The organism is Micromonospora noduli (genome assembly GCF_003264365.1).
GTDB lineage: Bacteria > Actinomycetota > Actinomycetes > Mycobacteriales > Micromonosporaceae > Micromonospora > Micromonospora noduli.
In genome coordinates, this window is record NZ_PYAK01000047.1 from 11,525 (window position 1) to 37,499 (window position 25,975).

The window sequence follows — 25,975 nt, forward strand, 5'->3', positions numbered from 1 at the left end:
GCTTCTGCCCGTGCTGGACACCCTCGACGCCGCCGCGGTCCGCCGCTGGTGCGCGAGCGGGCTGGCCGCACTGAAGCGTCACCAGGGCGAGATCGACCAGCTCAACGTCTATCCGGTGCCCGACGGCGACACCGGCACCAACCTTGTGCTCACCCTCACCTCGGCGCAGCAGGCGCTCGCCATGGATCTGGACACTCTCCCCGACAGCGGGCCGACAGCGCACGGGCACGCGCTGCGGCTGATGGCGCAGGGCGCGCTGCTCGGCGCGCGGGGCAACTCCGGGGTGATCCTTTCGCAGATCCTGCGTGGTTTCGCCGACCAGGTCGCCGGGGTGCCGGCGGTGCGTGGCCGGGAGTTGGCCGCCGCTCTGCGCTCCGGCACCGCCGCCGCGTACACAGCGGTCTCCCGGCCGGTCGAGGGCACAGTTCTCACAGTGGTCGCGGCGGCCGCCGCCGCAGCCGAGGGCGCGGACAGCGACGACCTGCCGACGGTGGCCGGCGTCGCGGCCCGGGCGGCGGCCGAGGCGCTCGCCCGCACCCCGGAACAGTTGCCGGCGCTGGCCCGCGCGGGCGTGGTCGACGCCGGTGGTCGAGGGCTCTGCGTGCTGCTCGACGCCTTGGTCGAGGTGCTGACCGGGGAGCGCACGGCCCGGCCCGCGCCGACGCCGCGCTCCGCCCGCCCGGCGGCCACCGTCGCCCGCGAGACCGGTTCGGATGAATACGCGTACGAGGTGCAGTTCCTGCTCGACGCCCGAGCCGAGGCGGTCGCCGGGCTGCGGCGGGCACTCGACGCCCTGGGAGATTCACTGGTCGTCGTCGGCGACGGGCGTGAGCCGGAAGGCACCTGGAACGTGCACGTGCACGTCAACGACGTGGGCGCGGCGGTCGAGGCCGGTGTCGCCGCCGGCCGCCCGTACCGCATCTCGGTGACCCGTTTCGCCGACCAGTCGGAGTCGCCCTCCGGCCCGGTGGTGGCCGGCCGGGCCGCGGTGGTGGTGGCCACCGGCGGCGGCATCGCCGACCTGTTCGCCGCGGAGGGCGCCACCGTCGTGCCGGGCAACCCGTCCACGGGTGAGTTGCTGGACGCCGTCCGCAGCACCGGCGCGGCCCGGGTGGTGGTGCTGCCCAACGACGCCAACACCGAGGCGGTGGCGAGCGCGGCCGCCCGCGAGGCCCATCGGTACGGCATCAAGGTGAGCGTGGTGCCGACCCGCTCGCCGGTGCAGGCCCTCGCAGCCCTCGCGGTCCGCGACGGTGACCGCCGTTTCGAGGACGACGTCATCGCGATGGCCGAGGCGGCTGGCGCCTGCCGTTACGCCGAGGTCTGCCATGCCAGCCGGGAGGCGCTGACAGTGGCCGGCCCGTGCCGTCCCGGTGACGTGCTGGCGCTGGTGGAGGGGGAGGTGCACCTGATCGGCACCGACCTTACCGACACCTGCGCGGCAGTGGTCGACCGGATGCTCGGTGGTGGCGGCGAGATGGTCACACTGCTGGCCGGGGTGGACGCTCCGGCCGGGCTCACCGATGCCGTCCGCGCGCACGTCGCGCGACGCTGGCCGTTCGTCGAGGTGCACGCGTACCCGGGCGGCCAGCCGTTTTATCCGCTCCTGGTAGGGATCGAATGAGCGAACCAGCCACGGTGGACACTCCGCTGAAGAAGCTGGTCGGGGACAAGACAGCCAAGGCGCTGGCCTCGCACCTCGACCTGCACACCGCGGGTGACCTGGTCTACCACTTCCCGCGTCGCTACGACGAGCGTGGTGAACACACCGACATCCGCTCGCTGGACGTCGGTGAGCAGGTCACCGTGCTGGCCCAGGTGCAGCGCACCGCGGTGCGCCCGATGCGTCAGCGGCGGGGCAACCTGCTGGAGGTGACAGTCGGCGACGGCTCCGGCGGGGTGCTGACGTTGACCTTCTTCGGCAACCAGGCGTGGCGCGAGCGCGAGCTGCGCCCGGGCCGGTGGGGCCTGTTCGCCGGCAAGGTCACCGAGTTCCGGGGCAAACGGCAGCTCAACGGCCCGGAGTACGTCCTGCTCGGCGAGGGTGGCGACGGTGAGGCAGCGGTCAGCGACGACATCGAGGAGTTCGCCGGGGCGCTGATCCCCGTCTACCCGGCCGCCGCGGCCGTGCCGACCTGGGTGATCGCGCGCTGCGTGCGCGTCGTACTGGACACGTTCACCCCGCCGGACGATCCACTGCCGAGCGCCGTGCGGGCCAGCCGCAAGCTGGTCGGGCTGGGCGCCGCGCTGACCGAGATCCACCGGCCGTCCAGCAAGGAGGCGCTGCACCAGGCCCGCCGGCGACTCAAGTGGGACGAGGCCTTCGCCGTCCAGGTGACACTGGTGCAGCGCAAGCACCGGGCGGCCGACTGGCCGGCCCGACCCCGCCCGGCGCGCCCGGGTGGGCTGCTGGAGGCCTTTGACGCCCGACTCCCGTACGAGCTGACGGCCGGTCAGCGTGAGGTGGGTGTGGAGATCGCGGCGGACCTGGCCACCCCGCACCCCATGCACCGCCTGTTGCAGGGCGAGGTGGGCTCGGGCAAGACGGTGGTGGCGCTACGGGCGATGCTTCAGGTGGTCGACGCGGGCGGGCAGGCCGCGCTGCTGGCACCCACCGAGGTCCTGGCCGCCCAGCACCACCGCGGCATGCTCGACCTGCTCGGGCCGCTCGGGCGGGCCGGTGAGCTGGGCTCCGCCGAGCACGCCACCCGGGTCGAGCTGGTCACCGGCTCGCTGGGCGCGGCGGCTCGCCGCCGGGCGCTCGGCGAGGTGGCCAGCGGTGCCGCCGGCATCGTGCTCGGCACCCACGCCCTGCTGTACGAGGGGGTCGACTTCGCCGACCTCGGCCTGGTGGTGGTCGACGAGCAGCACCGCTTCGGCGTGGAGCAGCGCGACGCCCTGCGGGCCAAGGCCGACCAACCGCCGCACGTGCTGGTGATGACGGCCACCCCGATCCCGCGCACTGTGGCGATGACCGTCTACGGCGACCTGGAGGTCTCCACGCTCTCCCAGCTGCCCCGAGGGCGGTCGCCGATCGCCTCGCACGTGGTGCCGGCCGCCGAGAAACCGGCCTACCTGGACCGGGCCTGGCGTCGGCTGCGCGAGGAGGTGAACGCCGGCCACCAGGCGTACGTGGTGTGCCCGCGGATCGGTGACGGGCCGACCAGCGACGAGGAACCGCCACCCGAGGACGACAACGGCCGTCGGCCACCTCTGGCGGTCACCGAGGTGGCTCCGCTGCTGGCCGAGGGCCCGCTGCACGGCCTGCGGATCGGGGTGCTGCACGGTCGACTGCCGGCCGACGAGAAGGACGCGGTGATGCGTACCTTCGCGGCTGGTGACCTGGACGTGCTGGTGGCGACGACAGTGATCGAGGTTGGCGTGGACGTGCCGAACGCCACCGTGATGATCGTGTTGGACGCTGACCGGTTCGGCGTCTCCCAGCTGCACCAGCTGCGGGGCCGGGTCGGCCGGGGTGCTGCCGCCGGGCTCTGCCTGCTGGTCAGCGAGGCGGCCGAGGGTTCGTCGGCGCGGGAACGGTTGGACGCGGTCGCGTCCACGAGTGACGGTTTCAAGCTCGCCGAACTGGATCTGGAGCAACGCCGCGAGGGCGACGTGCTGGGTGCCACCCAGTCCGGTCACCGTTCGCACCTGCGGTTGCTGTCCCTGCGACGCGACGCCGATCTGATCCGCGACGCCCGCGCCGAGGCGATCACCCTGATCGAGGACGACCCGGAGCTTGCCCGCAGCCCGGCACTGGCCGCCTCGGTGGCCGCGCTGGTGGACGAGGATCGCGCGGAGTACCTGGAAAAGGGCTGACCACAGAGGCCATCACATGGCTGAGGGCGCGCCGACCGGGTGGTCGACGCGCCCTCAACTGTCAGAGCGGGTTGGTTCAGGCGGTGAAGCGAACCCGACGACGACGGGCCACCACGAACAGGGCGGCACCGGCGGCCAGCAGCACCACGGCGCCGGCGATGATGCCGCCGGTGGCAGCACCGGTCAGCGGCAGAGCAGGTTCGTCCTTACCGCCACCCTGACCCGGGGCGCACTCAGCCGGCTGCTCCCAGGCGATCGGCGCGGTGTCGTCGAGGCCCTCGGCGGCCGGCGTGACGGTCAGACCCTCGAACGCGTCGAAGGAGACGGAACCGGTCTCGCCCGGCTTCACGACAAGCGTCTTCACCTCGCCCTTGTTCGGGGTCAGGGTGAGCGTGACGGTCTCACCGTCGGCGGGGTTCTCAATCGTGAAGGTGAGCTTGTCGCAGGTCGACTCGACCGAGCCCACCGGCTCCGCCGGAGCCGGGGTGGCAGTCGGGGTCGGGCTCTGGGTCGGAGGCTGGCTCGGCGACGGAGAGACGACAGTGGGGGTCGGGGTGGGGGTCGCCGACGGAGTGGCGGTCGGCGTCGGGCTGCTCGGCGAGGGCGTGGCCTCTGCCGCGCAGGTGCCCTTCGGCTCGGCGGCCACGGTCCGCTCCTCGGTCACGATCCGGTCGGAGCGCACCCACCGCGCCTCGACGGTCAGCTCGATCGTCGGCCGCTTCTGGTCGAAGCGGTGGGCCTGGGTGCCGGTGAGGAAACCCTCGCCCTTCGCCGGGAGAGTGGCGTCCTTCGCCAGGCCACCGGTGAAGTCGGCCGGGACGGTCGACTCGAGCTTGGTGATCTTCGCGTCGATGTTCTCGCTGTTGCCGACCGTCCAGGTCACCTTGACCTGGCCGTCGGAGGTCAGGCAGTAGGTGCCGGAGGGCTCGGGGTGGTGGGCACTCGCGGGGCTCGCGAGGACGCCGACGCCGGCGATGCCGATCAACGCGCCCGCGGCGATGGCCGCGACGCGCCGGAACGGAGACTTGGGAGGGTTCACGCCTGCTCCTGGTGAGGGGGGTACGGATCGCGTGGCGGGAGGCCGGGAGACATCGTGACCGGGGGGTCACCTGCTCACCGGGGGCGTCGCGCGACGCGGTGGTGTTCCCGCGGCGAAAGCGGGGACAGGGGGAGACTGTACTGATGGGTGGTTAATGAGGGGAGTTCAGATCATTGCCATCCGGCAATGTAGTCGATTCGTGATCTTTGATAGACCGAAGGTGTCGGTCCGGTCACTGGGGACGGTGCGGCCACCGTGGCTCCACGGTGGATGCCGCGCCGTCGGGGCTGCTCAGGTGCTCCCCGTCGTCGCCGGCCGGCCAACCCCTCGGATCCGCGCCGTGCTGACCGGGGCCGCGCCGCGTCGCGTAGCGTCGCGGGCATGAGCAGGAGGAAACGGTGACCCGGATCGTGGCCGGGACGCTCGGTGGCCGGCGGATCGCCGCGCCGCCCGGCGCCGGCACCCGACCCACCTCGGACCGGGTCCGGGAGGCGCTGTTCAGTGCCGTCCAGGCCGAGGTCGATCTCGACGGCGCCCGCTTCGCCGACCTGTACGCCGGCTCCGGCGCGGTCGGCCTGGAGGCGCTCTCCCGGGGTGCCCGGCACGTGTTACTGGTCGAGTCCGACCCGCGGGCGGCCCGGGTGATCCGGGAGAACGTGGCGGCCCTCCGTGCCGGTCCGGCGGCCCGTCTGGTCACCGGCAAGGTGGCGACGGTGCTTGCCGCCGGACCGGACGGCGAGCCGTACGACGTGGTCTTCGCCGACCCGCCGTACGCGGTGCCGGACGAGGAGATCACCGCGCTGTTGGCCGCGCTGGTCGACGGCGGCTGGCTGGCGCCCGACGCGTTGGTGGTGGTGGAGCGGTCCCGCCGTACCAGGGAGTTCGACTGGGTGGAGGGGATCACCGCCGAGCGCAGTCGCCGTTACGGCGAGACCACCCTTTGGTACGGTCGCCGATCATGAGACGTGCGGTGTGCCCTGGTTCGTTCGACCCGGTCACCAACGGACACCTCGACATCATCGGGAGGGCCAGTCGGCTCTTCGATGAGGTGATCGTCGGTGTGCTGGTGAATCAGTCGAAGAGTGGCCTGTTCACCGTCGAGGAGCGCATCGAGATGCTCCGCGAGGTGACCTCGTCGTACGGCAACGTGCGGGTCGAGTCGTTCCGAGGGCTGCTGGTGGACTTCTGCCGGGCCCAGCAGGCCAGTGTGCTGATCAAGGGCCTGCGGGCGGTCAGCGACTTCGACTACGAGTTGCAGATGGCCCAGATGAACATCGGTCTGGCCGGCGTCGAGACGCTCTTCATGCCGACCAACCCGCTCTACTCGTTCCTCTCGTCGAGCCTGGTCAAGGACGTGGCCAAGTGGGGTGGCGACATCTCCGCCCACGTCCCCGACCCGGTCCGCGAAGCCCTCCAGGCCCGCCTGGGCCCCCGCCCCTAACCTGCCCCCACGCCCTCGCTCCTTCACTCCCGCGATCTTGCACTTGTGGTTCCCGGACCGCCCCTTTCGGCGTCGTTCGGCGCGACCGAAAGTGCAAGATCGGCGCGGGGGAGGCCGGGTGGGAGCCGGGGGTGACTATGTCGCGACTCGCCGGGTTGGGGTGAGTGGGGCGGCGGTGGGGCCGGCACGACATGATTGGTGGCGCGGGGAACGGCCGTAGCCCGCATCATGGAGGTCGGCCGACGAACGACAGGAGTGAGGTAGCCGGTGGACCCGCTCGATCGCATCGACGAACTGATCGCCATCCTGGAGCAGGCCCGCTCCGTCCCGATGTCGCGCAACAACTGCATGGTCGACCGGGGTGAGATGATCGCTGCCCTCGATGAGATGCGTGCCGATCTCCCCGCCGACCTGCGTCGCGCCGCCGCGCTCCTCGAGGAGCGCGACAAGATCATGGAAGCCGGCAAGCGCGAGGCGGACCGGATCATCAGCGAGGGTGAGGCAGAACACGCCCGCCTGGTCTCCGTGAACGAGATCACCGTGTCGGCCGAGCACGAGGGCGCCCGGATCATCGGCGAGGCCCGCGCCGAGGCGCAGCGCCTGCGTGAGGAGGTCGACGACTACGTCGACACCGCGCTGGCCAACTTCGAGCAGTTCCTCACCCGGGCGCTGGCCTCGATAGAGCGCGGCCGGGACAAGATGCACGCGCTGCGCGAGATCGGCACCTTCGCTGGGGATGAGGCGGAACGCCCGCTACCCTTCTGAGCGGCACCTCACCAGCCGACTTCTCAGGCGGGCGTCGCCCCCGGTTCGACGGTCCGGCGGTCGTCCAGGTAACCTTTTTTGTCGGCCTCTCACCGGCCGGAGTCTAACTATGCCCAAGCACTCGCCATCGACACTCAACCCCAGGTCGCCGTTGGTCCTCGACACGAGGGACCTCCCGCGTCGCCCTGGCGCGTTGCGTGAGGTCCGGCGGGTCGTGCCGGCACCGGCGGACCTCGGTGTGGAGTTGATCGGCGTGCCGGAGGGCGCGGACCTCGACCTCGATCTGAGGTTGCAGTCGGTGTCCGAGGGCGTGCTCGTCTCCGGGACCATCACCGGTCCCGTCCGGGGCGAGTGCGGCCGTTGCCTGCGCGAGATCAACGACTCGATGGGCGTGACGATCCAGGAGCTGTACGCGTACGAGGACAGCACCACGGACGCCACGACCGACGAGGACGAGGTGGGCCGGATGCAGGGCGATCTGATCGACCTGGAGCCGGCGCTGCGGGACGCGTTGGTGCTCACGCTGCCGACCAACCCGCTCTGCCGGGAGGACTGCCCAGGACTGTGCCCCGAATGCGGGGCGCACTGGGACGATCTGCCGGCCGACCACAGTCACCAGCAGATCGACCCGCGTTGGGCGGGCCTGTCGCAACTGACCGTTACAGAGGAGTAAGAACCGTGGCCGTCCCGAAGCGCAAGATGTCGCGCAGCAACACCCGGTCCCGCCGGGCGAACTGGAAGGCGACAGTGGTCGCGACCGTTGCGTGCCCGCAGTGCAAGTCCCCGAAGCTGCCGCACGCCGCCTGCTCCGTCTGCGGCACCTACAACGGCCGCCAGGTTCTCGAGGTCTGACCTGGACGCCGAGTGACGCCCCCGACCCCAGGTCGGGCGGCGCGCGCATCCTGGCATTCGCCCGGTGCTCCGGCTCCCTCCGACGCCGGCCGGCCCAATCCGGCCGGCGTTCCGGTGGAGCCGGGCGCCGCGCGGATCGCCGTTGACCTCCTCGGCGGGGACGACGCTCCCGCCGTCGTGGTTGACGGCGCTCTGCGGGCCATGCGCGCCGACCCTGACCTGCATCTGCTTCTCGTCGGTCCGACTGAGGTCGCCGACGAGCTGATTGCTGCCCTCGATCCGGCGCAACGCGCCCGGATCACGGTGCGGCCCGTTCGCGACGTAGTCGGCATGGCCGACCATCCCAGCGCCGCCCGCTCCGAGAGCACCGTCCGGGCCGCGGTCACCGCCGTCCGGGACGGGACCGCCGACGCCCTGGTCTCCGCCGGCGCCACCGGCGCCACAGTCACCGCAGCCGTGCTCGGCCTCGGCCGCTCGCCGGAGATCCGCCAACCCGCGCTGGCCGCCACCCTGCCCGCCGTGGCGGGACCTGTCGTGTTGCTCGACGTCGGCGGCTCCCTGGAACCCCGCCCGGCCACCCTCGCCCGCCACGCCGTGCTCGGCGCCGCGTACGCGGCGGTGGCCCACTCGATCGCCGCGCCCCGGGTCGGGCTGCTCTCGGTCGGCACCGAGGCCGGCAAGGGCGACCGGGTCCGCCGCGCCACCGACCCCCTGCTCGCCGTCGAACCGCTGCCCGGCGGGGCGCGCTACGTCGGCCTGGTCGAGGGGTACGACGTGGCCCTCGGTGCGCGCGCAGATGTGGTCGTCACCGACGGCTTCACCGGTAACGTGCTGCTCAAGGCCATCGAGGGCGCGTACGCGATGGCCGGCGGCCCACCTGCCCAGGGCGGCGCGCCCCGCGCGGCGGCCCTGCTGGGCGTCGCGGGGACGGTGGTCGTCTGTCACGGGTCCGCCCGCGCCGACGACGTCGCCTCCGGCATAGCTCTCGCCGCCCACCTGTGGCGGCGGCGCGCCACCGATCTGGTCTCCGCGTTGCTCGACCGCGACGCCGCGACGGATCGCACCGACCGCTCCACCGACACCGAGGTACGCACATGAGCAACGACAAGCGGCGGCGGGCGTCCGTCGGTCACCTGGAAGCCGCCTTCGGAGTGAGCCTGGAACCCGAGCTGCTCCAGCGCGCGTTGACCCACCGGTCGTACGCGTACGAGAACGGCGGGCTGCCGACCAACGAGCGGCTGGAGTTCCTCGGCGACTCGGTGCTCGGCGTGGTGATCACCACGGCGCTCTTCCACAACCACCCGGATCTGCCCGAGGGGCAGTTGGCCAAGTTGCGGGCCAGCGTGGTCAACATGCGGGCGCTCGCCGACGTGGCCCGCGGCCTGGGCCCGGACGGGCTGGGCGCGTACCTGCTGCTCGGGAAGGGCGAGGAGACGACCGGGGGCCGGGACAAGGCGAGCATCCTCGCCGACACGCTGGAGGCGCTGCTCGGCGCGATCTACCTCCAGTACGGCCTGGACACCACGGGCATCGTCATCCACCGGCTCTTCGACCCGCTGATGGCCGAGTCGGCTGGTCGCGGGGCCGCCCTGGACTGGAAGACCAGCCTCCAGGAGCTGACGGCGGCGCTCGGGCTCGGCGTCCCGGAGTACCGGATCGAGGGCACCGGCCCGGATCACCTCAAGACGTTCACCGCCTGGGTGGTGGTGGCCGGCATCCGGTACGGCGGCGCCGAGGGGCGCAGCAAGAAGGAGGCCGAGCAGCGGGCCGCCGAGGCCGCCTGGCGGACGCTCGCCGAGCAGAACGGCCAAGCCGGCGACGACGGCAAGGACAGCCAAGCCAGCATCGACGGCAAGGACGGGCGGGTCGGCGACGACCGCCGGAACGGTCGGGTCGGCGACGACCGCACGGACCAGCCGATCGACCCGGACGACGCGGCCGACCGGGACGAGCCGTTCGGGCCGCTGGAGCGCGCCGAGCGGGCGGCTCATGCCGAGCAGGCCGACCACCTGGCTCAGGCACTGCCGGCCGGGGGCGCCGACGGTCACGAGACGGGTCGGCGGCGTGCCTGAGCTACCCGAGGTGGAGACCGTCCGACAGGGGGTGGCCCAGTGGGTCGTCGGCCGTCGGATCGCCTCCGTCGAGGTTCGTCATCCGCGTGCGGTCCGCCGGCACGCTCCCGGCGACGTGCACTTCGCCGACGTGCTCGCCGGCCGGACGGTGCTGGACGCCCGCCGTCGCGGCAAGTACCTGTGGCTGCCACTGGACAGCGGTGACGCGATCGTCGGGCACCTCGGCATGTCGGGTCAACTGCTGCTCCAGCCACCGGGGACGACGGACGAGACCCACCTTCGGGTCCGGTTCCGGTTCAGCGACGACGGCCCGGAGCTGCGTTTCGTCGACCAGCGAACGTTCGGCGGGCTCTCGGTGAGCGAGGGCGGCGCCGAGCTGCCCGACGAGATCGCGCACATCGCCCGCGACCCGATGGACCCGGAGTTCTCCGACGAGGCGTTCGTCGCGGCGCTGCGCCGCCGGCACACCGAGGTGAAGCGGGCACTGCTCGACCAGACCCTGATCTCCGGGGTGGGCAACATCTACGCCGACGAGGCGCTCTGGCGCGCCAAGCTGCACGGCGGCCGACCCACCGACGCGTTGACCGGCCCGGCCGCACAGCGCCTGCTCGGCCACGTCCGCGACGTGCTGGCCGAGGCGATCAGCGAGGGCGGCACCAGCTTCGACGCCCTCTACGTGAACGTCAACGGCGAGAGTGGCTACTTCGACCGGGCGCTCAACGCCTACGGCCGCGAGGGCGAGCCGTGCCGGCGGTGTGGCGCGCCGATCCGCCGCGAGGCGTTCATGAACCGGTCCTCGTACAGCTGCCCGCACTGTCAGCCACGGCCCCGGGGTTCCCTTCGGGGATGACCCGGAGCCGGCTCGGGGCGATGCCGGCGGGTCGCGGCCTGTCGCTCCGGGGTGGACCCCGGTGTACGTCCGGATCGCGGTTCGGCCCCCGGCGAACCCACCCCCGCACCCGGTCCGGTGGTTCCAGGGTGGGCCCGGGTCGATCCCCGATGTGACCGCCTCGTCACGCACCTAGCGTCAGCACCGTTGACAGGGGGTTGACGTGACAGGGGGACCCGAGATGGGGAGAAGACCGGTGACGGTGCGGCTGGCGCGGTGGAGCGCCGAGCACCCGTGGCGGGCGATCGCGCTGTGGGCCGTGTTCGTGGCGGTGTGTTTCGTGGGCGGCAACGCCGCCGGACTCAACGAGGCCACCAGCGGTGACCAGGCGATCGGCGAGGCGGGGCGGGCCAGCCTCATCGTGGACGGCGGTGACTTCGACGACCCGGCCGTGGACAACGTCCTCATCACCTCCAGGGGCGGCGCGTTGGACCAGGCGGCGGCGAAGTCGGCGGCCGACGACGCGGCGGCCCGGCTGCGTACGGTCGCCGGGGTGGCCGGGGTGGGCCAGCCGGTCACCGCGCGGGACGGCTCGGCGCTGCTGCTGCCGATCACCATGTCGGGTGACCCGGAGACGGCCTCGGATCGGGTGCAGCCGTTGCGCGACGCCACCGCCTCCGTGCAGGACGCGTACCCCGGGCTGCGCGTCGAGCAGGTCGGCGGGCCGTCGATCGGCCAGGCCCTCGACGACACCCTGGGTAAGGACTTCAAGCGCGCCGAACTGCTCAGTCTGCCGGTCACCCTGGCGATCCTGATCATCGCGTTCGGCGCGCTGGTCGCGGCGAGCGTGCCGGTGCTGCTGGCGCTCTCCTCGGTGGCCGCCGCGATGGGTCTGTCCACTCTCGCCTCGCACCTGGTGCCGGCCACCGACACCACGGCACCGGTGATCCTGCTGATCGGCATGGCGGTCGGCGTCGACTACTCGCTGTTCTACATCCGTCGGGAGCGGGAGGAACGCGCCAAGGGTCGGTCCGGTCTGGACGCGGTGGAGATCGCCGCGGAGACCTCCGGGCACGCGGTGGTGGTCTCCGGCTTCGCGGTGATCATCTCGATGGCCGGGCTGCTGCTCGCCGGCGACGTGGTCTTCTCGTCCCTCGCCATCGGTTCGATCCTCGTGGTGGCCGTCGCGGTGACCGGTTCACTGACCGTCCTGCCCGCCCTGCTGGCCCGGCTCGGCCGTTGGGTGGACCGGCCCCGGGTGCCGCTGCTCTGGCGACTGACCGCGCCGCGTACCGGCCGGCACGGCGAGTCCCGCGCTCCCCGGCTGTGGCCGGCGGTGCTCCGGCCCGCGCTGCGCGCGCCGGTGGCGACGCTTGTCATCTCGGTCGGGCTGCTGCTCGCGCTGGCCGCGCCGGCGCTCGGGATGAAGCTGAAGTTCCCCGGCATGGAGGACCTGCCTCGCACGACGCCGGCAATGCAGGCGTACGACCGGCTCACCGCCGCCTTCCCGAGCGCCGGCACCAATCACGTGGTGGCCGTCCGGGCGCCCGCCGACCAGGCCGACCGGGTACGCGCCGCCCTCACCGGCCTGTCCACCCGGGCTGCCGGCGATCCGCTGTTCGCCCCGGCCGAGGCGGACGGCCCGAAGATCGAGGTGTCGGCCGACCGGCGGGTCTCGGTGCTGGACGTCCCCACCCCGTACGCCAGTCGCGACGACCGGTCGGTGCAGTCGTTGGAGAAGCTGCGCGGGGACCTGGTCCCGGCCGAGCTGCGCGGCATTCCCGGCATCGAGTACGCGGTGGGCGGGAGTGTCGCCGACAGCGAGGACTACGCCCAGCACGTCCGGGACAAGTTGCCGCTGGTCATGGGCTTCGTGCTGGTGCTGACCTTCCTGGTCATGACGTTCACCTTCCGGTCGGTGGTGATCGCGGCCAGCTCGATCGCGCTGAACCTGCTCTCCGCGGGTGCCGCGTACGGTCTGCTGGTGCTGATCTTCCAGGGCGAGTGGGCGCAGGGACTGCTCGGCTTCACGTCGATGGGCGCGATCGTGTCCTGGTTGCCGCTGTTCCTGTTCGTGGTGCTGTTCGGCCTCTCGATGGACTACCACGTCTTCGTGGTCAGTCGGATCCGCGAGGGTGTCCGGTCCGGCCTGCCCAACCGCGACGCCGTGTCGTACGGGATCACCTCGTCGGCCGGAGTGGTGACCAGCGCGGCGATCGTGATGGTCGGGGTCTTCTCGATCTTCGCCACGCTGAGCACTATCGACATGAAGCAGCTCGGCATCGGTCTGGCGGCGGCGATCCTGCTGGACGCCACCATCATCCGGGGAGTGGTGCTGCCGGCGCTGATGACCATGCTCGGCGACGCCAACTGGTGGGCCCCGCGCTTCCTGCGGCCCCGCCCGGCACCCGCGCCCACCGACCCGCCCGCCCCCGCGCCGGAGCTGGTCCCGGTCCCTTGACCGCCCGAACCCGCTGGGCCAGGCCGCGAATCGTGGCCTGGCCCAGCGGGGTCAGGGGAGTGGGCAGGGCTCCCGGGAGGCGTCCAGCGTGCGGTCCTTGCGGATCGACGCGAAGCCGTAGCCGACGGTGGTGACGCAGAAGTCGTCGGTCGAGCCGGTGTACTCGACGTGAAAGACCGGCTTGCCGGCGTCGCTGAACGGCAGCAGTTTGGCGCACTGGGCCAGCCGGACGCACTCCTCGTTGACCGCGAAGTCGAAGTCCGGGGCCAGCGCGGCGAGCTGTGGCACGTCGTTGACCAGCCCCGGGGAGAGACTCAGCGAGCGGGCCAACTCGGCCAGCCGGCGGTTGAACAGCAGCTGGTCGTCGAAGTCGAGAGCAAAGCCGGTGCGTGCCGCGTACCCGTCGGCGTCGAAGAGCGCCACCGCGCCGAAGCCCTTGCCCCGGCAGAGCCGGAACCGGTCGGCCAGCACCGGCCGGAGCGCGTCCCAACTCCGGACGTCCAGCCACCGGCTGTCGGGTCGACGCCCGGCCGCGCCCCGGACGACCTGCGGGAACCGGCTGGCGTCCGGGTCGTCGGAGCGGACCGATCCCACGTTCACCTGGCAGATCAACCGGCGGTCCCGGGAGCGCAACTCGGCGGTCTGTGCGGCGGTGGTGGCCACCGGGTCGAGGAGGAAGACGTGGGCGTCCACCGCCGGGTCGAGCTGGCCGCTGAGCTGCCACTGCCACTGCCAGTGCCGGGCCTGGGCCGCCGGCCACGCGGTGGGCGCGCCGGGCGGGGTCAGCTCGGGCCGGCACCCGTACGCCGGCACCAGCAGCACGAGAGCGACGCTGGCGGACAGGGCGCGGCGCAGTGGGCGTACGGCGACGCGTCGCCGCGGCCGGATCCGCATCGGCAGCTCCCGGGTCCCGGACGGCCGGTCGCCGCCCGCACCGGTACGCGGCCCCCACGCTCCGGCCCGACGTACCTAACGGGTCAACGAGCGCGGGGGCGGGAACGACGCGCGGTCAGCGCGGCGCCGCGAAGACCTGCGTCCAGTACGGCCCATTGCTGTTGGCGATGCCGACGCCGATCTCGGTGAATGCGCAGTTCAGGATGTTGGCCCGGTGGCCGGAGCTGTTCATCCAGGCGTCCATCACAGCGGCGGGGGTCTTCTGGTTCCAGGCCACGTTCTCGCCGTACGTGCGCCAGGTGTAGCCGACCCGGTCCAGCCGGGTGCCGGCGTTGCTGCCGTCGCTGCCGGTGTGTGACATGTTCTGGTTGTCGGCCTGGTCCTGGCTGTGCCGCTGGGCGGCCGTCATCAGCTTGTCGTCGATGCTCAGCGCCTTGCAGCCGGCCTTGGCCCGCTCGGCGTTGACCAGGTCCACCACCTCACGGGCCTGAGCGCTGACGGAGCCGCTGGAGCCGTTGGAACCGGTGGAGCTGCCGGTGTTGCTCGGCGCGGTGCTGCGCTCGACGCTGCGGCGCGACGCGGCGGTGCTCCGCGACGACGCCGGCGTGGGCTTGACGACCTTGCTGGGCGACGGGCTCGGAGACGCCGGGGTGGGGATGGTTGACGGGGAGGGTGCGGCGAGGGTGTCCAGCGCCGGCTCTTCGGTCGGCGCGGCCGACGCGGCGAAGGAGTCGTCGACGGCCGTCGGTTGGGCGGCCCCGTCGTCACCGCCGGGGAGGGTGAGCGCGCCGACGCCGAAGCTGACCACGAGGGTGGCGGCCGCGGCGGCGCCCCCGATCATCAGCGGCCGGCGCCAGCGGCGTGGGGAGCGGTGCCGTCCCTCGCCGGGCCGGCCGGTCTCGGCTGCGCCGTGCCAGCCGTCGGTGCTCTCCGGGTCGGTGTCGGTGTGCCAGCCGCCGGGCGCCTCGGCGCGCCGTCCGCCGGTGGTGTCCTGGGCCGGGCGGCTGTCGCCCCAGCCGTCGGTCTCGCTGTCCGGCTGGTAGGCCCCCCAGGCCGCGGTGCGGGCGTCGGCCGCCTCGGCGGGGATCACCGGGTCCGGTTGCCGGCCCTCGGTGGGCTGCTCCCGGTGCCACTCGTCGCCCGACTGACCGGGCTCGTCGCCGAAGAGGTAGGCCGAGCGGGGCTCTGGGCGGTCGTGCAGCCAGGCCGGCTCGTCGGTCGGTCCCTCGGCGCGCCGGGGGGCGCCGTTCGGGTCCATCGGATCGGTCCAGCCGTACACGCCTATGCCTCCAGGGGTCGGTTGCGGGCCGGGGTGACGCTACGGCGCGCCTACGACCTGCGGCAACGTGGCTAAGAAAGAGTTAAGGGGAAGTCGGACGCCAGGGTGCGGACTTCCGCAGATCCGGGCGTACAGTAAAGGCGTCCGGACAGAGAGTGTCCGTGCCTTGCGGCAGCCCCCCGACAAGTGGACAGGTCGACGTGGAGATGATCTACGGCCTGCGAGAACTTGACGAAGGAGGGGTTTGCGGCTCAATATATAGGTGTCGCCAGTCGCGCCCGGTCATGCCCAGATACAGCCTGGAATGACAGCCGCGTATGAATTGGGCGCGCGTTGGCCGGCCTTTCCGGCAGCGCATATCAAGGAGTCAGCATGGCGAAGGCCCTCTACGGCCACGTAGGTGCAGCGCCCGACCGGCGTCTGCTCGACGAGGTCACCCGACTGCGTTCCAGGGTTCAGGCACTGGAGTTCGAGATCACGCGTCTGCGTGCCGACAATGATCGGCTCGCGGCGGCCGCGGCGGAGGCGGACGATCTGCTCCGTCTGGCCGAGCCGGCGCTGACCTGATCTTCAGGTCGTAAAAACTGAATCGCACCACCGCAAAAATACGCGCCGACACCTCTGTGCCGGCGCGTAACACTGTCCGGGTCCTTTTCGACGCCGACGATTCATGATCTTGCGGCCGATCGTGCGGGAAGCGCGCCGCGCAGTTACCGAAAAGCGCGTCGGCGGATAAGCCGATCATGAAAGGCGCTTGCCTTTCTCGCGGTCTCCGGAACAACAGCGCGCCCACCGTCGACACGACGCGGGGCGGGTCGCGTGCCGGGCCGCTCGCACCGCCGGGTTAGTCTGCGAGTTCACCCAGGTCCCCACAGCCGGCGACGGTACGGCGGCCACCGGACGAGGATCGAGTAGGTGTATCTCAAGAGCCTGACGGTGAAGGGGTTCAAGTCCTTCGCCTCCGCGACGACGTTGAAGCTGGAGCCCGGGATCACCTGCGTGGTGGGCCCGAACGGCTCCGGCAAGTCCAACGTCGTCGACGCCATCGCCTGGGTCCTCGGCGAACAGGGCGCCAAGGCCCTCCGTGGCGGCAAGATGGAGGACGTCATCTTCGCCGGCACCGCCGGCCGGGCGCCGCTGGGTCGTGCCGAGGTCACCCTCACCATCGACAACACCGACGGCGCGCTGCCGATCGAGTACACCGAGGTGTCCATCACCCGCCGGATGTTCCGCTCCGGCGAGAGCGAGTACGAGATCAACGGCAACTCCTGCCGGTTGCTCGACATCCAGGAGCTGCTCTCCGACTCCGGCATCGGCCGGGAGATGCACATCATCGTCGGGCAGGGCCGCCTCGACGGCATGCTGCACGCCAAGCCGGAGGACCGCCGGGCGTTCATCGAGGAGGCGGCCGGCGTCCTCAAGCACCGCAAGCGCAAGGAAAAGGCGCTGCGCAAGCTCGACGCGATGCAAGTAAATCTCAATCGCTTGACCGACCTCACGGCCGAGCTGCGTCGTCAGCTCAAGCCGCTGGGCCGGCAGGCCGAGGTGGCCCGGCGCGCCGCCGCCATCCAGGCCAACCTGCGCGACGCCCGGTTGCGGCTGCTCGCCGACGACCTGGCCACCCTGCGGACCACCCTCGACCGGGAGATCGCCGACGAGACCGCGCTGCGCGAGCGGCGCGAGCAGATCGAGGGTGAGCACACCGAGGTGCAGGGCCGGCTCGGCGAGTTGGAGGCCGCCCTCGCGGAGGACGCGCCGCTGCTCGCCGCCGCCCAGGACACCTGGTACAAGCTCTCCGCCCTTCAGGAACGCTTCCGCTCGATCGAGCAGTTGGCCCGGGAGCGGCTGCGGCACCTCAGCGCCACCGGCGACGACGAGCGGCCCGGCCGCGACCCGGACCAGCTGGAGGCCGAGGCGGAACGCGTCCGCGAGCAGGAGGAGGAACTGCGCGGCGCGCTCACCGACGACCAGATCCGACTGGCCGAGGCGGTCGAGCACCGCCAGGAGTTGGAGCGGCAGTTGGCCGCCGCCGAGCGCGAGCTGGTCGCCGCGGCCAAGGCCATCGCCGACCGGCGCGAGGGGATGGCCCGGCTCACCGGCCAGGTCAACTCCGCCCGGGCCCGGACCACCAGCGCCGGCGAGGAGATCGAACGCCTCGCGATCGCGCACGCCGACGCGCTGGGCCGCGCCGAGCAGGCGCAGGCCGACCTGGACGCGGTCGCCGCCCAGTCCACCGAGGCCGACCGGGACAACGCGGACCTGGACGCCCGGCACGCCGAGGCGGTCGCCGTGCAGGAACGGGCCCAGGCCACCGTCCGATCGCTGTCCGACGCCGAGCGGGCGGCGGAGAAGGACGCCGCCACCTGGAAGGCCCGCGAGGAGGCACTCGCCCTGGGGCTGCGGCGCAAGGACGGCGCCGGGGCGCTGCTCGCCCGCGCCGGGGACGTGCCCGGCCTGCTCGGCAGCCTCGCCGGGTTGCTCACCGTCGCGCCCGGTCACGAGGCCGCGCTGGCCGCCGCGCTCGGCGGCCTCGCCGACGCGGTCGCCGTCAGCGGGGTGGACGAGGCCGTCGAGGCGATGCGGCTGTTGAAGATCTCCGACGCCGGCCGGGCCGGCCTGCTGGTCGGCAGCCCGGCGGGGCCCGGCATGACCGGCTCCGCCGACGCGCTGCGCCCGAAGCTGCCGGACGACGCCCGGTGGGCACCTGATCTGGTGGAGTGCAGCGCCGAGCTGCGTCCGGCGGTGCACCGGGCCCTGCGGGACGTGGCGCTCGTCGACGATCTCGCCGCCGCCGCCGAGCTGGTCGCCAGCAACCCCGAGCTGCGGGCGGTCACCCCGGACGGTGACGTCGTCGGGGCGTACGCGGCGGCGGGCGGGTCGGCCAAGGCCCAGAGCTACATCGAGGTGCAGGCCGCCGTCGAGGAGGCCCGCGCCAACCGGGTCACCGCCGAACGCGCTGGCCTGGAGCTTCGTGATCAGTTGGTCGAGGCGCGCGCCGAGGTGGCGGCTGCCAAGGAGGCCGTGCAGCACGCCGCCGCCGAGAAGCGCGAGGCGGAGAGCCACCGCAACGCTGCTGCTCGCCGGCTGGCCGAGCTGGGGGCGGCGGCCCGCTCCGCGAAGGCCGAGACCGACCGGCTCGGCGACTCCCGCTCCCGCGCCGAGGCCGCCCGGCAACGGGACCTCACCGCGCTCGCCGAGCTGGAGGAGCGGCTACGGCTGGCCGAGGAGACCCCGGTCGACGCCGAGCCCTCCACGGAGGAACGGGATCAACTGGCGGCCATGGTGCCGCAGGCCCGGCAGAACGAGATGGAGGTCCGGCTCGCCGTGCGTACCGCCGAGGAGCGGGTCTCCTCGATCGCCGGCCGGGCCGACTCGCTCGCGCGGCAGGCCACCGCGGAGCGCGCCGCCCGGGAACGCGCGGCGGCGCGGCGGGCCGCCCGCGCCCGGGGCGCGGGCATCGCCCGGTCCGTCGCCGGTGGCGCCCGGGAGGCGCTGACCCGGCTTACCACCTCGATCGCGACGGCCGAGGAGCACCGCGACGCGGTCGCCCTGGAGCGCGCCGCGCGGGAGGCAGAGCTTCAGGAGGTACGCGGTGCCGCCAAGCGGCTCGGCGCGGAGTTGGAGCGGCTGACCAGCCAGGTGCACCGCGACGAGGTGGCCCGGGCGGAGCAGCGGCTGCGCATCGAGCAGTTGGAGGCGAAGGCCGCCGAGGACTTCGGGCTGGACGTGGAGACGCTGGTCGCCGAGTACGGCCCGACTCAGCCCGTTCCGCCGACCCAGGTCGACGTCGCGGCGGCCGAACGTGACGGTCTGCCGGTGCCCGAGCCGGTGCGCTACGAGCGGCCGGTGCAGGAGAAGCGTGCCGCCAAGGCGGAACGCGAACTGGCCCTGCTCGGCAAGGTCAACCCACTCGCGTTGGAGGAGTTCGCCGCGCTGGAGGAGCGTTTCAAGTTCCTCTCCGAGCAGCTGGAGGACCTCAAGGCCACCCGTCGGGACCTGCTCACAGTGGTCAAGGACGTGGACGAACGGATCCTGGAGGTCTTCGCCAGCGCCTTCGAGGACACCGCCCGGGAGTTCGAGCAGGTGTTCACAGTGCTCTTCCCCGGTGGCGAGGGACGGCTGATCCTCACCGAACCGGACGACCTGCTCACCACCGGCGTCGAGGTGGAGGCCCGCCCGCCGGGCAAGAAGATCAAGCGGCTGTCGCTGCTCTCCGGTGGTGAGCGGTCGCTGACCGCGGTGGCCATGTTGGTGGCGATCTTCCGCGCCCGGCCCAGCCCGTTCTACATCATGGACGAGGTGGAGGCGGCCCTGGACGACGTCAACCTGGGCCGACTGATCACGTTGCTGGCACAGTTGCGCGAGAAGAGTCAGCTGATCGTCATCACGCACCAGAAGCGGACGATGGAGATCGCCGACGCGCTCTATGGCGTGACGATGCGCAGTGGGGTCACTCAGGTGATCAGCCAACGGCTCAACCGGGCCGACGAGGACGACCAGCGGCACGGCCGCGGCGAGGAGAACGGGTAGTGGCTCGGGAACGCGCGACGGCGCTCCTGCTGGACTTCGACGGCGTACTGCGCCGGTGGGACCCGGCGGTGGCCGCCGTTGTCGAGCGGGAGTACGGCCTCTCCGAGGGCGTGCTCGGTGAGATCGCCATGCAGTGGGGGCGGCTCCAGCCGGTGCTCACCGGCCAGGTCAACCACGCCGAGTGGGTGAACAGCGTCGCGGACGCCCTGACCGAGTCGGTGGGCAGCCCGGAACGGGCCCGCGCCGCTGTGGAGCAGTGGCAGAGCTACCGGGGAGAGGTCGACCAGGAGGTGCTGGCGTTCGTGAGGGAGGTCCGTGCGGCGGGCGTCCGGGTCGGGTTGGGCACCAACGCCACCGACCTGCTCGACGCCGACCTGGCCGCGCTACGCCTGGTCGGCGAACTGGACGTGGTGGTCAACTCCTCGGTGATCGGCGTGCACAAGCCCGCCCCGGAATACTTCAAGGCCGCCTGCGTGGCCCTGGCCACCCCGCCGGCCCGGGTGCTCTTCGCCGACGACGAGGACTGGGCCGTGCGGGGTGCCCGGGCCGCCGGGCTGTCGGCGCACCGCTGGGGCGGCCACGCCGACCTGCGTTACCTGCGGGCGGCCCTGGACTACTGAACCGGGCCGCCTCTCAGCTCAGGCCGGGGACCTCGGTCACCGTGAACGGTGGCGCCGGTGCGGTCGCGCTGAGCTGGCTGTTGACCCACAGCAGCCGGTCGCGGTCACGGGCCAGGGTGGTCGGAGACTGCTCCAGGCCAGCGGTGCGGGACTGCCGGACCACCCGGGCGGCCCGAAGATCACCGTCCAGCACCGCCAGGTTGACCCTGAAGCGGTATCCGTCAGCGGGGTCGGGGAAGTTGACCACACCGTAGAGGCGGTTGCCCTCCAGCAGCAGCCCGTCGGCACCGAGCTGTCCACCCGACACTCTGACCTCGCTGGCCGTGGCGTCGGCGAGGTCGATGCGCCAGAGACGTTCGGTGCCCGGCGCGCCGGTGCCCTGGTCGGCGACGACGGCGAGCCGATCGCCGGCGCCGGCGACGATGCCGTTGAGGAAGCCAGGGGCGGTCGGGAAGTCGGACGGCAGTAGCCACGCTTCGAGCGGGCCGACGCGCCCACCGTCCAGCGTGGCCCGCCAGATCGTGCCGCCGACAGAGTCGGTCACGTAGACGGCATGGTCGGTGATCACCAGGTCGTTGAGAGCCGCACCGGTCACCGCGCCCCGCTTCGCCAGCAGGCGGCCGTCCGGGTCGTACACGAAGAGGGTCGCGGTGTCGTAACCGGCCACGAAGAGCCGGCCGGCGCGATCGACGCGGACGCCGGCGGCGTGGGTCCTCCCGTCCGAGCCCGCGGGGAGGAAGGGACGTAGCCGCCGGTGCCGGACGTCGCCGCGATAGACGGCACCGGTGGCGAGACTCGTGACGTACATGGTGCCGGTGCGGGTGACGGCAATGCCCTCGGGCAGCACGCCCGGTTCGCTGGAGACGACGTAGGTGTCGGCGCGACCGATGGCGGCGTGGGCTGGGACGCCAGAGGTGCCGGCGAGCACGACCAGGCTGGTGGTCAGGACAAGGAAGGTGTTCATGGCACGAGGATCCGGTCCGGTCACGGCCTGCTCCATGCCCTTTCAGGCAGGGCCGAAGGGTGGCTAGCGTCAGCTCATGCTGACGTTGCAGCTCACCGCGACGGATCTGAGCCGCACCGTCCTGCGCTCCGAACCCGCTGTGCTGCTGGAGCTCGGGGCGGCCGGCCAACGGCTGTTCGAGGGCGCACCGGAACACCTCACGGCCTGGTGGGCACGCACCCGGGCGGCGCTGCGTCCGGAGATGCGTCCGTACCTCGACCTGTGCCGGCTGCCCGGGTGGTTTCCGGACTTCCTCACCCCGCCAAGCCTCGGCAGCGACCTGCCGGCAGCCCTGGACGAGGTGCTGGCCACCCCGACGGCGACGCTGGCGGCGGAGCTGCGGCCCCGGATCGCCGCCGGCGACCTGCCGGCCCGGGTCGCTGCCCTCGCCTCTGGCGAGACGACCGCCCGGCGGCGACTCTGCGTGGCGATGCGGGCGTTCCACCAGATCGCGGTCGCGCCGTACCAGCAGACGATCACGGCAGCGGTTCGCGGCGACCGGGTCGTGCGGGCACACACCATGGTGGACGCCGGGATCGACCGCGTCCTGCGTGACCTGAGCCCGTACCTGTTCTGGAAGCCGTACGGCGAGCGGTACGAGTTGTCGTACGAGTGTGGCTTCGCCGACGGGATCGCCCTGGCGCCGGCCGGCCGAGGCGTCACACTGGTGCCGTCGTACCTGCTGCCCCGGCCCTGCGTGCTGGACGACCCGGCCGGCCCGCTGGTGCTGGCCTATCCGATCCGTCCCACCGCCCAGCGGGCACTGGTGAGCAGCAAACCCCTGGCTGACCTGCTGGGGCGGACCCGAGCGGCGGTGCTGGGTGCGATCGTCGACGGCCCGAGCACCTCACAGGTGGCCCGGACGGTCGGCATCTCCCTGGCCTCGGCCAGCCAGCACGCCTCCGTCCTCCGGTCGGCCGGGTTGGTCACCACCCACCGGGCGGGCCCGGCGGTGCGGCACACGCTCACCCCGCTGGGCGAGCACCTGCTCCGCGCCGGGCACACCGGTTGACGGGACCGCTCGTCACTCGCCGGTGACGCCGTCGATGCGTTCGCGGATCAGGTCGGCGTGGCCGTTGTGCCGGGCGTACTCCTCGATCATGTGCACGTACACCCAGCGCAGGTTGAAGGTGCGCTTCTTCGCGCCGACCTCGGTGAACGTCTCGTCGAGCGAGTGGCCGGCGGCAGCCTCGCGGGCCAGCGCCACCTCGCGGTGGAAGATGGGAAGTCGGCAGCGGCGTCGGCGGCGCTGACGTCGTGGTCGGCGTCCGGGTTCTCCGGGGTGAAGTACGGGTAGTCGACACGCTCGCCCGCGAAGTTCTCCCGGAACCACCAGGCCTCCACCTCGGCCAGGTGACGGACCAGGCCGAGCAGGGTCAGCCCGGACGGTTGGACGCTCGGCGTCCGCAACTGCTCCTCGGTCAGGCCGGCGCACTTGAGCAGCAGTGTCTGTCGGTGGTAGTCGAGCCAGCCGTCGAGCATGGTGCGCTCGTCGCCGACGTACGGTTCGGGGGTCCGGGTGATCTCCGGCGCGATCCAGGTCATGCCGCGCATCCTGCCCGGCACCTCGGACATGGCGCGACGGGTTATCAGGGCACCACGACGACCGGCCAGCGGCCGGCGCGGACCAGCCGGGTGGCGACCGAGCCGACCAGCCGGTGTCCGGCCTGCTCGGAGGCGCCGACCACCAGCATGTCGGCCTGGAACTCGTCGGCCGCCGCGCACAGCTCGCCGTACGCGTCGCCGCGCCGCACCAGCAGGGTCACCGGAATGCCCCACTGCTCGGCGCCACGCCGGCACTCCCGGCGTAGCTCGTCGGCCAACTCGTCGTGGGTGCGCTGGACTGCGCCGGCGTCCATGCCGGGCACCAGGGCGGTCAGCCCGCTCGTTGAGCTGACGAAGACCACCACCAGCGCGGCGCCCTGCCGACGGGCCAGGCCCGCGGCGTAGGAGCCGGCCCGCTCGGAGGTCCGGGTGCCGTCGATGCCCACCATGATCACCCGAGGGCCGTCCGTGCCGCGCTCGAAGGGCAGCGGTCGGGTCCGGGGGCCGTACTCCTCGCGGTCCGGTGCTCCCACGCCCATGGCTCTACCTCACCTCTGCTCGCCGGTACGGATCACGGATGCGCCAGCGCCGGCAGCGACTGTCGATTCCCGCTCGACCTGGTCGGAAACCGGGTTGCCGTTGTGCTGGCGCAGTGGCACCTCCTTGATGAAGGCCACCGCGATCAGCGCGATCAGCGCGAACGGGGCGGCGGCCAGGAAGATGTCACCGGCGCCGTGGCCGTACGCGCTCTCCACCACCGCCCGCAGCGGGCCGGGCAGGGTGTGCACGTCGGGCAGGGCGCCGCCGCTGCCCGAGCTGGAGGCGGGGATGCCGAGTTGGGCCAGCCCGTCGGCGGTGTAGTCCTTGACCTTGTGGGCGAGCACCGCGCCGAGGGCGGAGACGCCGATCGCGCCACCCAGGCTGCGGAAGAACGCCACCACCGAGCTGGCTGCGCCGAGTTCGTGCGGGCCGACGGTGTTCTGCACGGCGAGGACCAGGTTCTGCATAGTCATGCCCAGGCCGACGCCGATCAGCAGCATGTAGACGCTGAGCAGTGTGAAGCTGGTGTCGGCGCGGAGGGTGCCCATCAGCGCGAAGCCGATGGTGAGCAGCGCCGACCCGATCACCAGGTACCGCTTCCAGCGACCGGTCTTGGTGATGACCCGCCCGATGACCGTGGAGGCGACCAGCAGGCCGAGGATCATCGGCAGGGTCATCAGACCGGACATGGTGGGGCTCTGCCCGCGGCTGATCTGGAAGTACTGGCCCAGGAAGATCGATGCGCCGAACATGCCCACACCGACCGCGATGCTGGCGATGACGGCGAGGGTGATGGTGCGGTTGCGGAACAGCCGTGGCGGGATCATCGGCTCGGCGGCCCGGGTCTCGACCCGGATGGCCAGCGCGCCGAGGACCAGCGCGCCGACGACCATGGCGGCGGTCTGCCAGGAGGCCCAGGCGAACTGGTCGCCGGCGAGCGAGACCCAGATCAGCAGCACCGACACGGCCGCGGTGATCAGAGTGGCGCCCCACCAGTCGATCTCGGCCTTCCGCTTGACCACCGGCAGGTGCAGGGTCTTCTGGAGCACGATCAGCGCGATGATGGCGAACGGCACGCCGACGTAGAAGCACCAGCGCCAGCCGAGCCAGGAGGTGTCCACGATCACGCCGCCGATCAGCGGGCCACCGATGGTGCCGACGGCCATCACGGCACCGAGGTAGCCGCTGTAACGGCCGCGTTCGCGGGGCGCGATCATCGTGGCCATGATCACCTGGGCCAGCGCGGTGAGACCGCCGGCGCCGACGCCCTGGAGCACCCGGCAGGCGATCAGCTCACCGGTGCCCTGGGCGAGGCCGGCCAGCACCGAGCCCAGCACGTAGATCCCCAGGGCCAGCTGGACCAGGGTCTTCTTACTGGTCAGGTCGGCCAGCTTGCCCCAGATGGGGGTGGTCGCGGTGGTCGCGAGCAGGGCCGAGGTCACCACCCAGGTGTACGCGGACTGGCCGCCGTGCAGTTCGGTGATGATCCGCGGCAGCGCGTTCGAGATGACCGTGGAGGAGAGGATCGCGACGAACAGGCCCAGCAGCAGGCCGGAGAGTGCTTCCAGGATCTGCCGGTGGGTCATGGTCACGGCGGTCGCCTGGGGAGGCACTGTCGCCTGGCTCATCGTTTGTTGCCTCCGAGCGGAGTCGAGGTGGAACGGCGGGGCTGGTACGCACGGGCCGCCTGTTGAGTTGCCTGAGGCAACGGTATTACTTGGTTGCCTGAAGCAACAACTTGTCGGACCGGCACCCTATTCCCGGTTCCGTGCGGCTACTGCCAGGACTTCCCTGGCACCGTGCGGCTACTGCCAGGACTTCCCTGGCACCGTGCGGCTACTGCCAGGAGTCGTTGAACCGGCCGAGCAGCCGGGCGAACTCCTCGACGTCCCGCTCCGGCCAGCCGTCCAGAGCGCGCAGGAACTCGCCCAGCCGGGCCGCGCGGGCCACGTCGAACCGGCGCTGCCCCTCGTCGGTGAGGCTGATCTGCGCGGCCCGCCGGTCACTCGGATCGGGGTCGCGGTGCACCAGCCCGAGGACCTCCAGGGCGTTGATCTGCCGGCTCAGCGTCCCCTTGCCCACGCCCAGCCGCGCCGCCAACTCGGTCAACCGGATCGACCCGCTACGCCGCAACCAGAGCAGCAACCCGTAGGTGTTCGGCTCCAGGTTCGGGTGCACCTCCCGGGCGATCTCCCAGGAGACCGCCCGGCCACGGCGCAGCAGAGCGGTCAACTCGTGCTCGACCGCCCGGATCGGCTCCGGCAGGTGCTCGTCCACGGCGTAGAG

The 25,975-nt window shown here is 72.3% G+C and carries 21 protein-coding genes and 2 pseudogenes; 15 read left to right on the forward strand and 8 right to left on the reverse strand.

What is annotated here, in order from left to right:
• Positions 1–10 precede the first annotated feature (10 nt).
• The gene (locus GUI43_RS25805) at positions 11–1,624 is read left to right on the forward strand and encodes a DAK2 domain-containing protein (protein ID WP_112582477.1); all 1,614 of its coding nucleotides are present in this window, start codon (positions 11–13) and stop codon (positions 1,622–1,624) included.
• Positions 1,621–3,819, forward strand: coding sequence for an ATP-dependent DNA helicase RecG (gene recG, locus GUI43_RS25810; RefSeq protein WP_112582012.1), 2,199 nt, complete (start codon positions 1,621–1,623; stop codon positions 3,817–3,819). The genes GUI43_RS25805 and recG overlap by 4 nt, the downstream gene beginning before the upstream one ends.
• A gap of 76 nt (positions 3,820–3,895) precedes the next feature.
• Here the strand turns inward: recG and GUI43_RS25815 are convergent, their stop codons facing one another.
• Entirely contained in the window at positions 3,896–4,858 is a 963-nt protein-coding gene (locus GUI43_RS25815) for an S-Ena type endospore appendage (protein ID WP_112582011.1), read from the reverse strand.
• Between the two features lie 398 nt (positions 4,859–5,256).
• Here GUI43_RS25815 and rsmD point away from each other — a divergent pair, with 398 nt between their 5' ends.
• The 9 genes and pseudogenes from rsmD to GUI43_RS25860 all read left to right on the forward strand — a co-directional run bounded on the left by rsmD (position 5,257) and on the right by GUI43_RS25860 (position 13,278).
• Complete coding sequence (gene rsmD / locus GUI43_RS25820; protein ID WP_091393070.1) at positions 5,257–5,820, forward strand: 16S rRNA (guanine(966)-N(2))-methyltransferase RsmD; 564 nt, start codon at positions 5,257–5,259, stop codon at positions 5,818–5,820.
• Positions 5,817–6,299: a pantetheine-phosphate adenylyltransferase gene (coaD, locus tag GUI43_RS25825; RefSeq protein ID WP_091393067.1), complete on the forward strand. Its 483-nt coding sequence runs from the start codon at positions 5,817–5,819 to the stop codon at positions 6,297–6,299. The genes rsmD and coaD overlap by 4 nt, the downstream gene beginning before the upstream one ends.
• A 267-nt stretch (positions 6,300–6,566) precedes the next feature.
• Entirely contained in the window at positions 6,567–7,064 is a 498-nt protein-coding gene (locus GUI43_RS25830; RefSeq protein WP_030335287.1) for an SPFH domain-containing protein, read from the forward strand.
• 109 nt (positions 7,065–7,173) lie between these two features.
• Complete coding sequence (locus tag GUI43_RS25835) at positions 7,174–7,737, forward strand: YceD family protein (protein ID WP_091393061.1); 564 nt, start codon at positions 7,174–7,176, stop codon at positions 7,735–7,737.
• A gap of 5 nt (positions 7,738–7,742) precedes the next feature.
• On the forward strand, positions 7,743–7,916 hold the full coding sequence (rpmF, locus tag GUI43_RS25840) for a 50S ribosomal protein L32 (protein ID WP_030335284.1): 174 nt from the start codon (positions 7,743–7,745) through the stop codon (positions 7,914–7,916).
• 114 nt (positions 7,917–8,030) lie between these two features.
• Entirely contained in the window at positions 8,031–9,014 is a 984-nt protein-coding gene (locus GUI43_RS25845) for a phosphate acyltransferase (protein WP_112582010.1), read from the forward strand.
• Positions 9,011–9,727: pseudogene (gene rnc, locus GUI43_RS25850) on the forward strand (ribonuclease III); the annotation flags it as partial. The gene GUI43_RS25845 and the pseudogene rnc, both read left to right, overlap by 4 nt.
• 253 nt (positions 9,728–9,980) lie before the next feature.
• Entirely contained in the window at positions 9,981–10,838 is an 858-nt protein-coding gene (gene mutM / locus GUI43_RS25855; protein ID WP_112582008.1) for a bifunctional DNA-formamidopyrimidine glycosylase/DNA-(apurinic or apyrimidinic site) lyase, read from the forward strand.
• Positions 10,839–11,058: 220 nt separating this feature from the next.
• Positions 11,059–13,278 (forward strand): MMPL family transporter, encoded by a 2,220-nt coding sequence (locus tag GUI43_RS25860; protein ID WP_112582007.1) that lies wholly within the window; start codon positions 11,059–11,061, stop codon positions 13,276–13,278.
• A 51-nt stretch (positions 13,279–13,329) separates the two neighbouring features.
• Here GUI43_RS25860 and GUI43_RS25865 read toward each other — a convergent pair whose 3' ends face one another.
• The gene (locus GUI43_RS25865; RefSeq protein WP_112699987.1) at positions 13,330–14,172 is read right to left on the reverse strand and encodes an endo alpha-1,4 polygalactosaminidase; all 843 of its coding nucleotides are present in this window, start codon (positions 14,170–14,172) and stop codon (positions 13,330–13,332) included.
• Between the two features lie 115 nt (positions 14,173–14,287).
• Complete coding sequence (locus GUI43_RS25870) at positions 14,288–15,451, reverse strand: CAP domain-containing protein (RefSeq protein WP_112699988.1); 1,164 nt, start codon at positions 15,449–15,451, stop codon at positions 14,288–14,290.
• A gap of 372 nt (positions 15,452–15,823) precedes the next feature.
• On the opposite strand from GUI43_RS25870, the gene GUI43_RS25875 reads away from it, so the two are divergent.
• The 3 genes from GUI43_RS25875 (at position 15,824) to GUI43_RS25885 (ending at position 20,601) form a co-directional block, all read left to right on the forward strand.
• Positions 15,824–16,018, forward strand: a complete 195-nt coding sequence (locus tag GUI43_RS25875) for a hypothetical protein (protein ID WP_030487463.1) — start codon at positions 15,824–15,826, stop codon at positions 16,016–16,018.
• Positions 16,019–16,366: 348 nt separating this feature from the next.
• A complete protein-coding gene (smc, locus tag GUI43_RS25880) occupies positions 16,367–19,981 on the forward strand; it encodes a chromosome segregation protein SMC (RefSeq protein ID WP_112582002.1) in 3,615 nt (1,204 codons plus the stop codon).
• Positions 19,981–20,601: an HAD family hydrolase gene (locus GUI43_RS25885; protein WP_112699989.1), complete on the forward strand. Its 621-nt coding sequence runs from the start codon at positions 19,981–19,983 to the stop codon at positions 20,599–20,601. Before smc ends, GUI43_RS25885 begins: the two co-directional genes overlap by 1 nt.
• 13 nt (positions 20,602–20,614) lie before the next feature.
• Here GUI43_RS25885 and GUI43_RS25890 read toward each other — a convergent pair whose 3' ends face one another.
• Positions 20,615–21,565: an NHL repeat-containing protein gene (locus GUI43_RS25890; RefSeq protein WP_146765958.1), complete on the reverse strand. Its 951-nt coding sequence runs from the start codon at positions 21,563–21,565 to the stop codon at positions 20,615–20,617.
• Positions 21,566–21,641: 76 nt separating this feature from the next.
• Between GUI43_RS25890 and GUI43_RS25895 the strand changes: the two genes are divergently transcribed.
• Positions 21,642–22,616, forward strand: a complete 975-nt coding sequence (locus GUI43_RS25895) for an ArsR/SmtB family transcription factor (RefSeq protein WP_112603469.1) — start codon at positions 21,642–21,644, stop codon at positions 22,614–22,616.
• 12 nt (positions 22,617–22,628) lie between these two features.
• On the opposite strand, the pseudogene GUI43_RS25900 reads toward GUI43_RS25895, so the two are convergent.
• From GUI43_RS25900 to GUI43_RS25915, 4 genes and pseudogenes are all read right to left on the reverse strand, one after another.
• Positions 22,629–23,149, reverse strand: a pseudogene (locus tag GUI43_RS25900) (DinB family protein).
• 44 nt (positions 23,150–23,193) lie between these two features.
• Positions 23,194–23,688 (reverse strand): universal stress protein, encoded by a 495-nt coding sequence (locus tag GUI43_RS25905; protein WP_181518596.1) that lies wholly within the window; start codon positions 23,686–23,688, stop codon positions 23,194–23,196.
• Positions 23,689–23,697: 9 nt separating this feature from the next.
• Positions 23,698–25,275, reverse strand: coding sequence for an MDR family MFS transporter (locus tag GUI43_RS25910; protein ID WP_486480153.1), 1,578 nt, complete (start codon positions 25,273–25,275; stop codon positions 23,698–23,700).
• A 250-nt stretch (positions 25,276–25,525) separates the two neighbouring features.
• Positions 25,526–25,966, reverse strand: a complete 441-nt coding sequence (locus GUI43_RS25915) for a MarR family winged helix-turn-helix transcriptional regulator (protein WP_238681244.1) — start codon at positions 25,964–25,966, stop codon at positions 25,526–25,528.
• Positions 25,967–25,975 lie beyond the last annotated feature (9 nt).

Bases quoted from the DNA above. Each gene is read 5' to 3' on its own strand.
- recG (WP_112582012.1), top strand. From the start codon at position 1,621: ATGAGCGAACCAGCCACGGTGGACACTCCGCTGAAGAAGCTGGTCGGG.
- coaD (WP_091393067.1), top strand. From the start codon at position 5,817: ATGAGACGTGCGGTGTGCCCTGGTTCGTTCGACCCGGTCACCAACGGA.
- GUI43_RS25835 (WP_091393061.1), top strand. From the start codon at position 7,174: ATGCCCAAGCACTCGCCATCGACACTCAACCCCAGGTCGCCGTTGGTC.
- GUI43_RS25860 (WP_112582007.1), top strand. From the start codon at position 11,059: ATGGGGAGAAGACCGGTGACGGTGCGGCTGGCGCGGTGGAGCGCCGAG.
- GUI43_RS25865 (WP_112699987.1), bottom strand. From the start codon at position 14,172: ATGCGGATCCGGCCGCGGCGACGCGTCGCCGTACGCCCACTGCGCCGC.
- GUI43_RS25875 (WP_030487463.1), top strand. From the start codon at position 15,824: ATGGCGAAGGCCCTCTACGGCCACGTAGGTGCAGCGCCCGACCGGCGT.
- GUI43_RS25890 (WP_146765958.1), bottom strand. From the start codon at position 21,565: ATGAACACCTTCCTTGTCCTGACCACCAGCCTGGTCGTGCTCGCCGGC.
- GUI43_RS25895 (WP_112603469.1), top strand. From the start codon at position 21,642: ATGCTGACGTTGCAGCTCACCGCGACGGATCTGAGCCGCACCGTCCTG.
- GUI43_RS25905 (WP_181518596.1), bottom strand. From the start codon at position 23,688: ATGGGCGTGGGAGCACCGGACCGCGAGGAGTACGGCCCCCGGACCCGA.
- GUI43_RS25910 (WP_486480153.1), bottom strand. From the start codon at position 25,275: ATGACCCACCGGCAGATCCTGGAAGCACTCTCCGGCCTGCTGCTGGGC.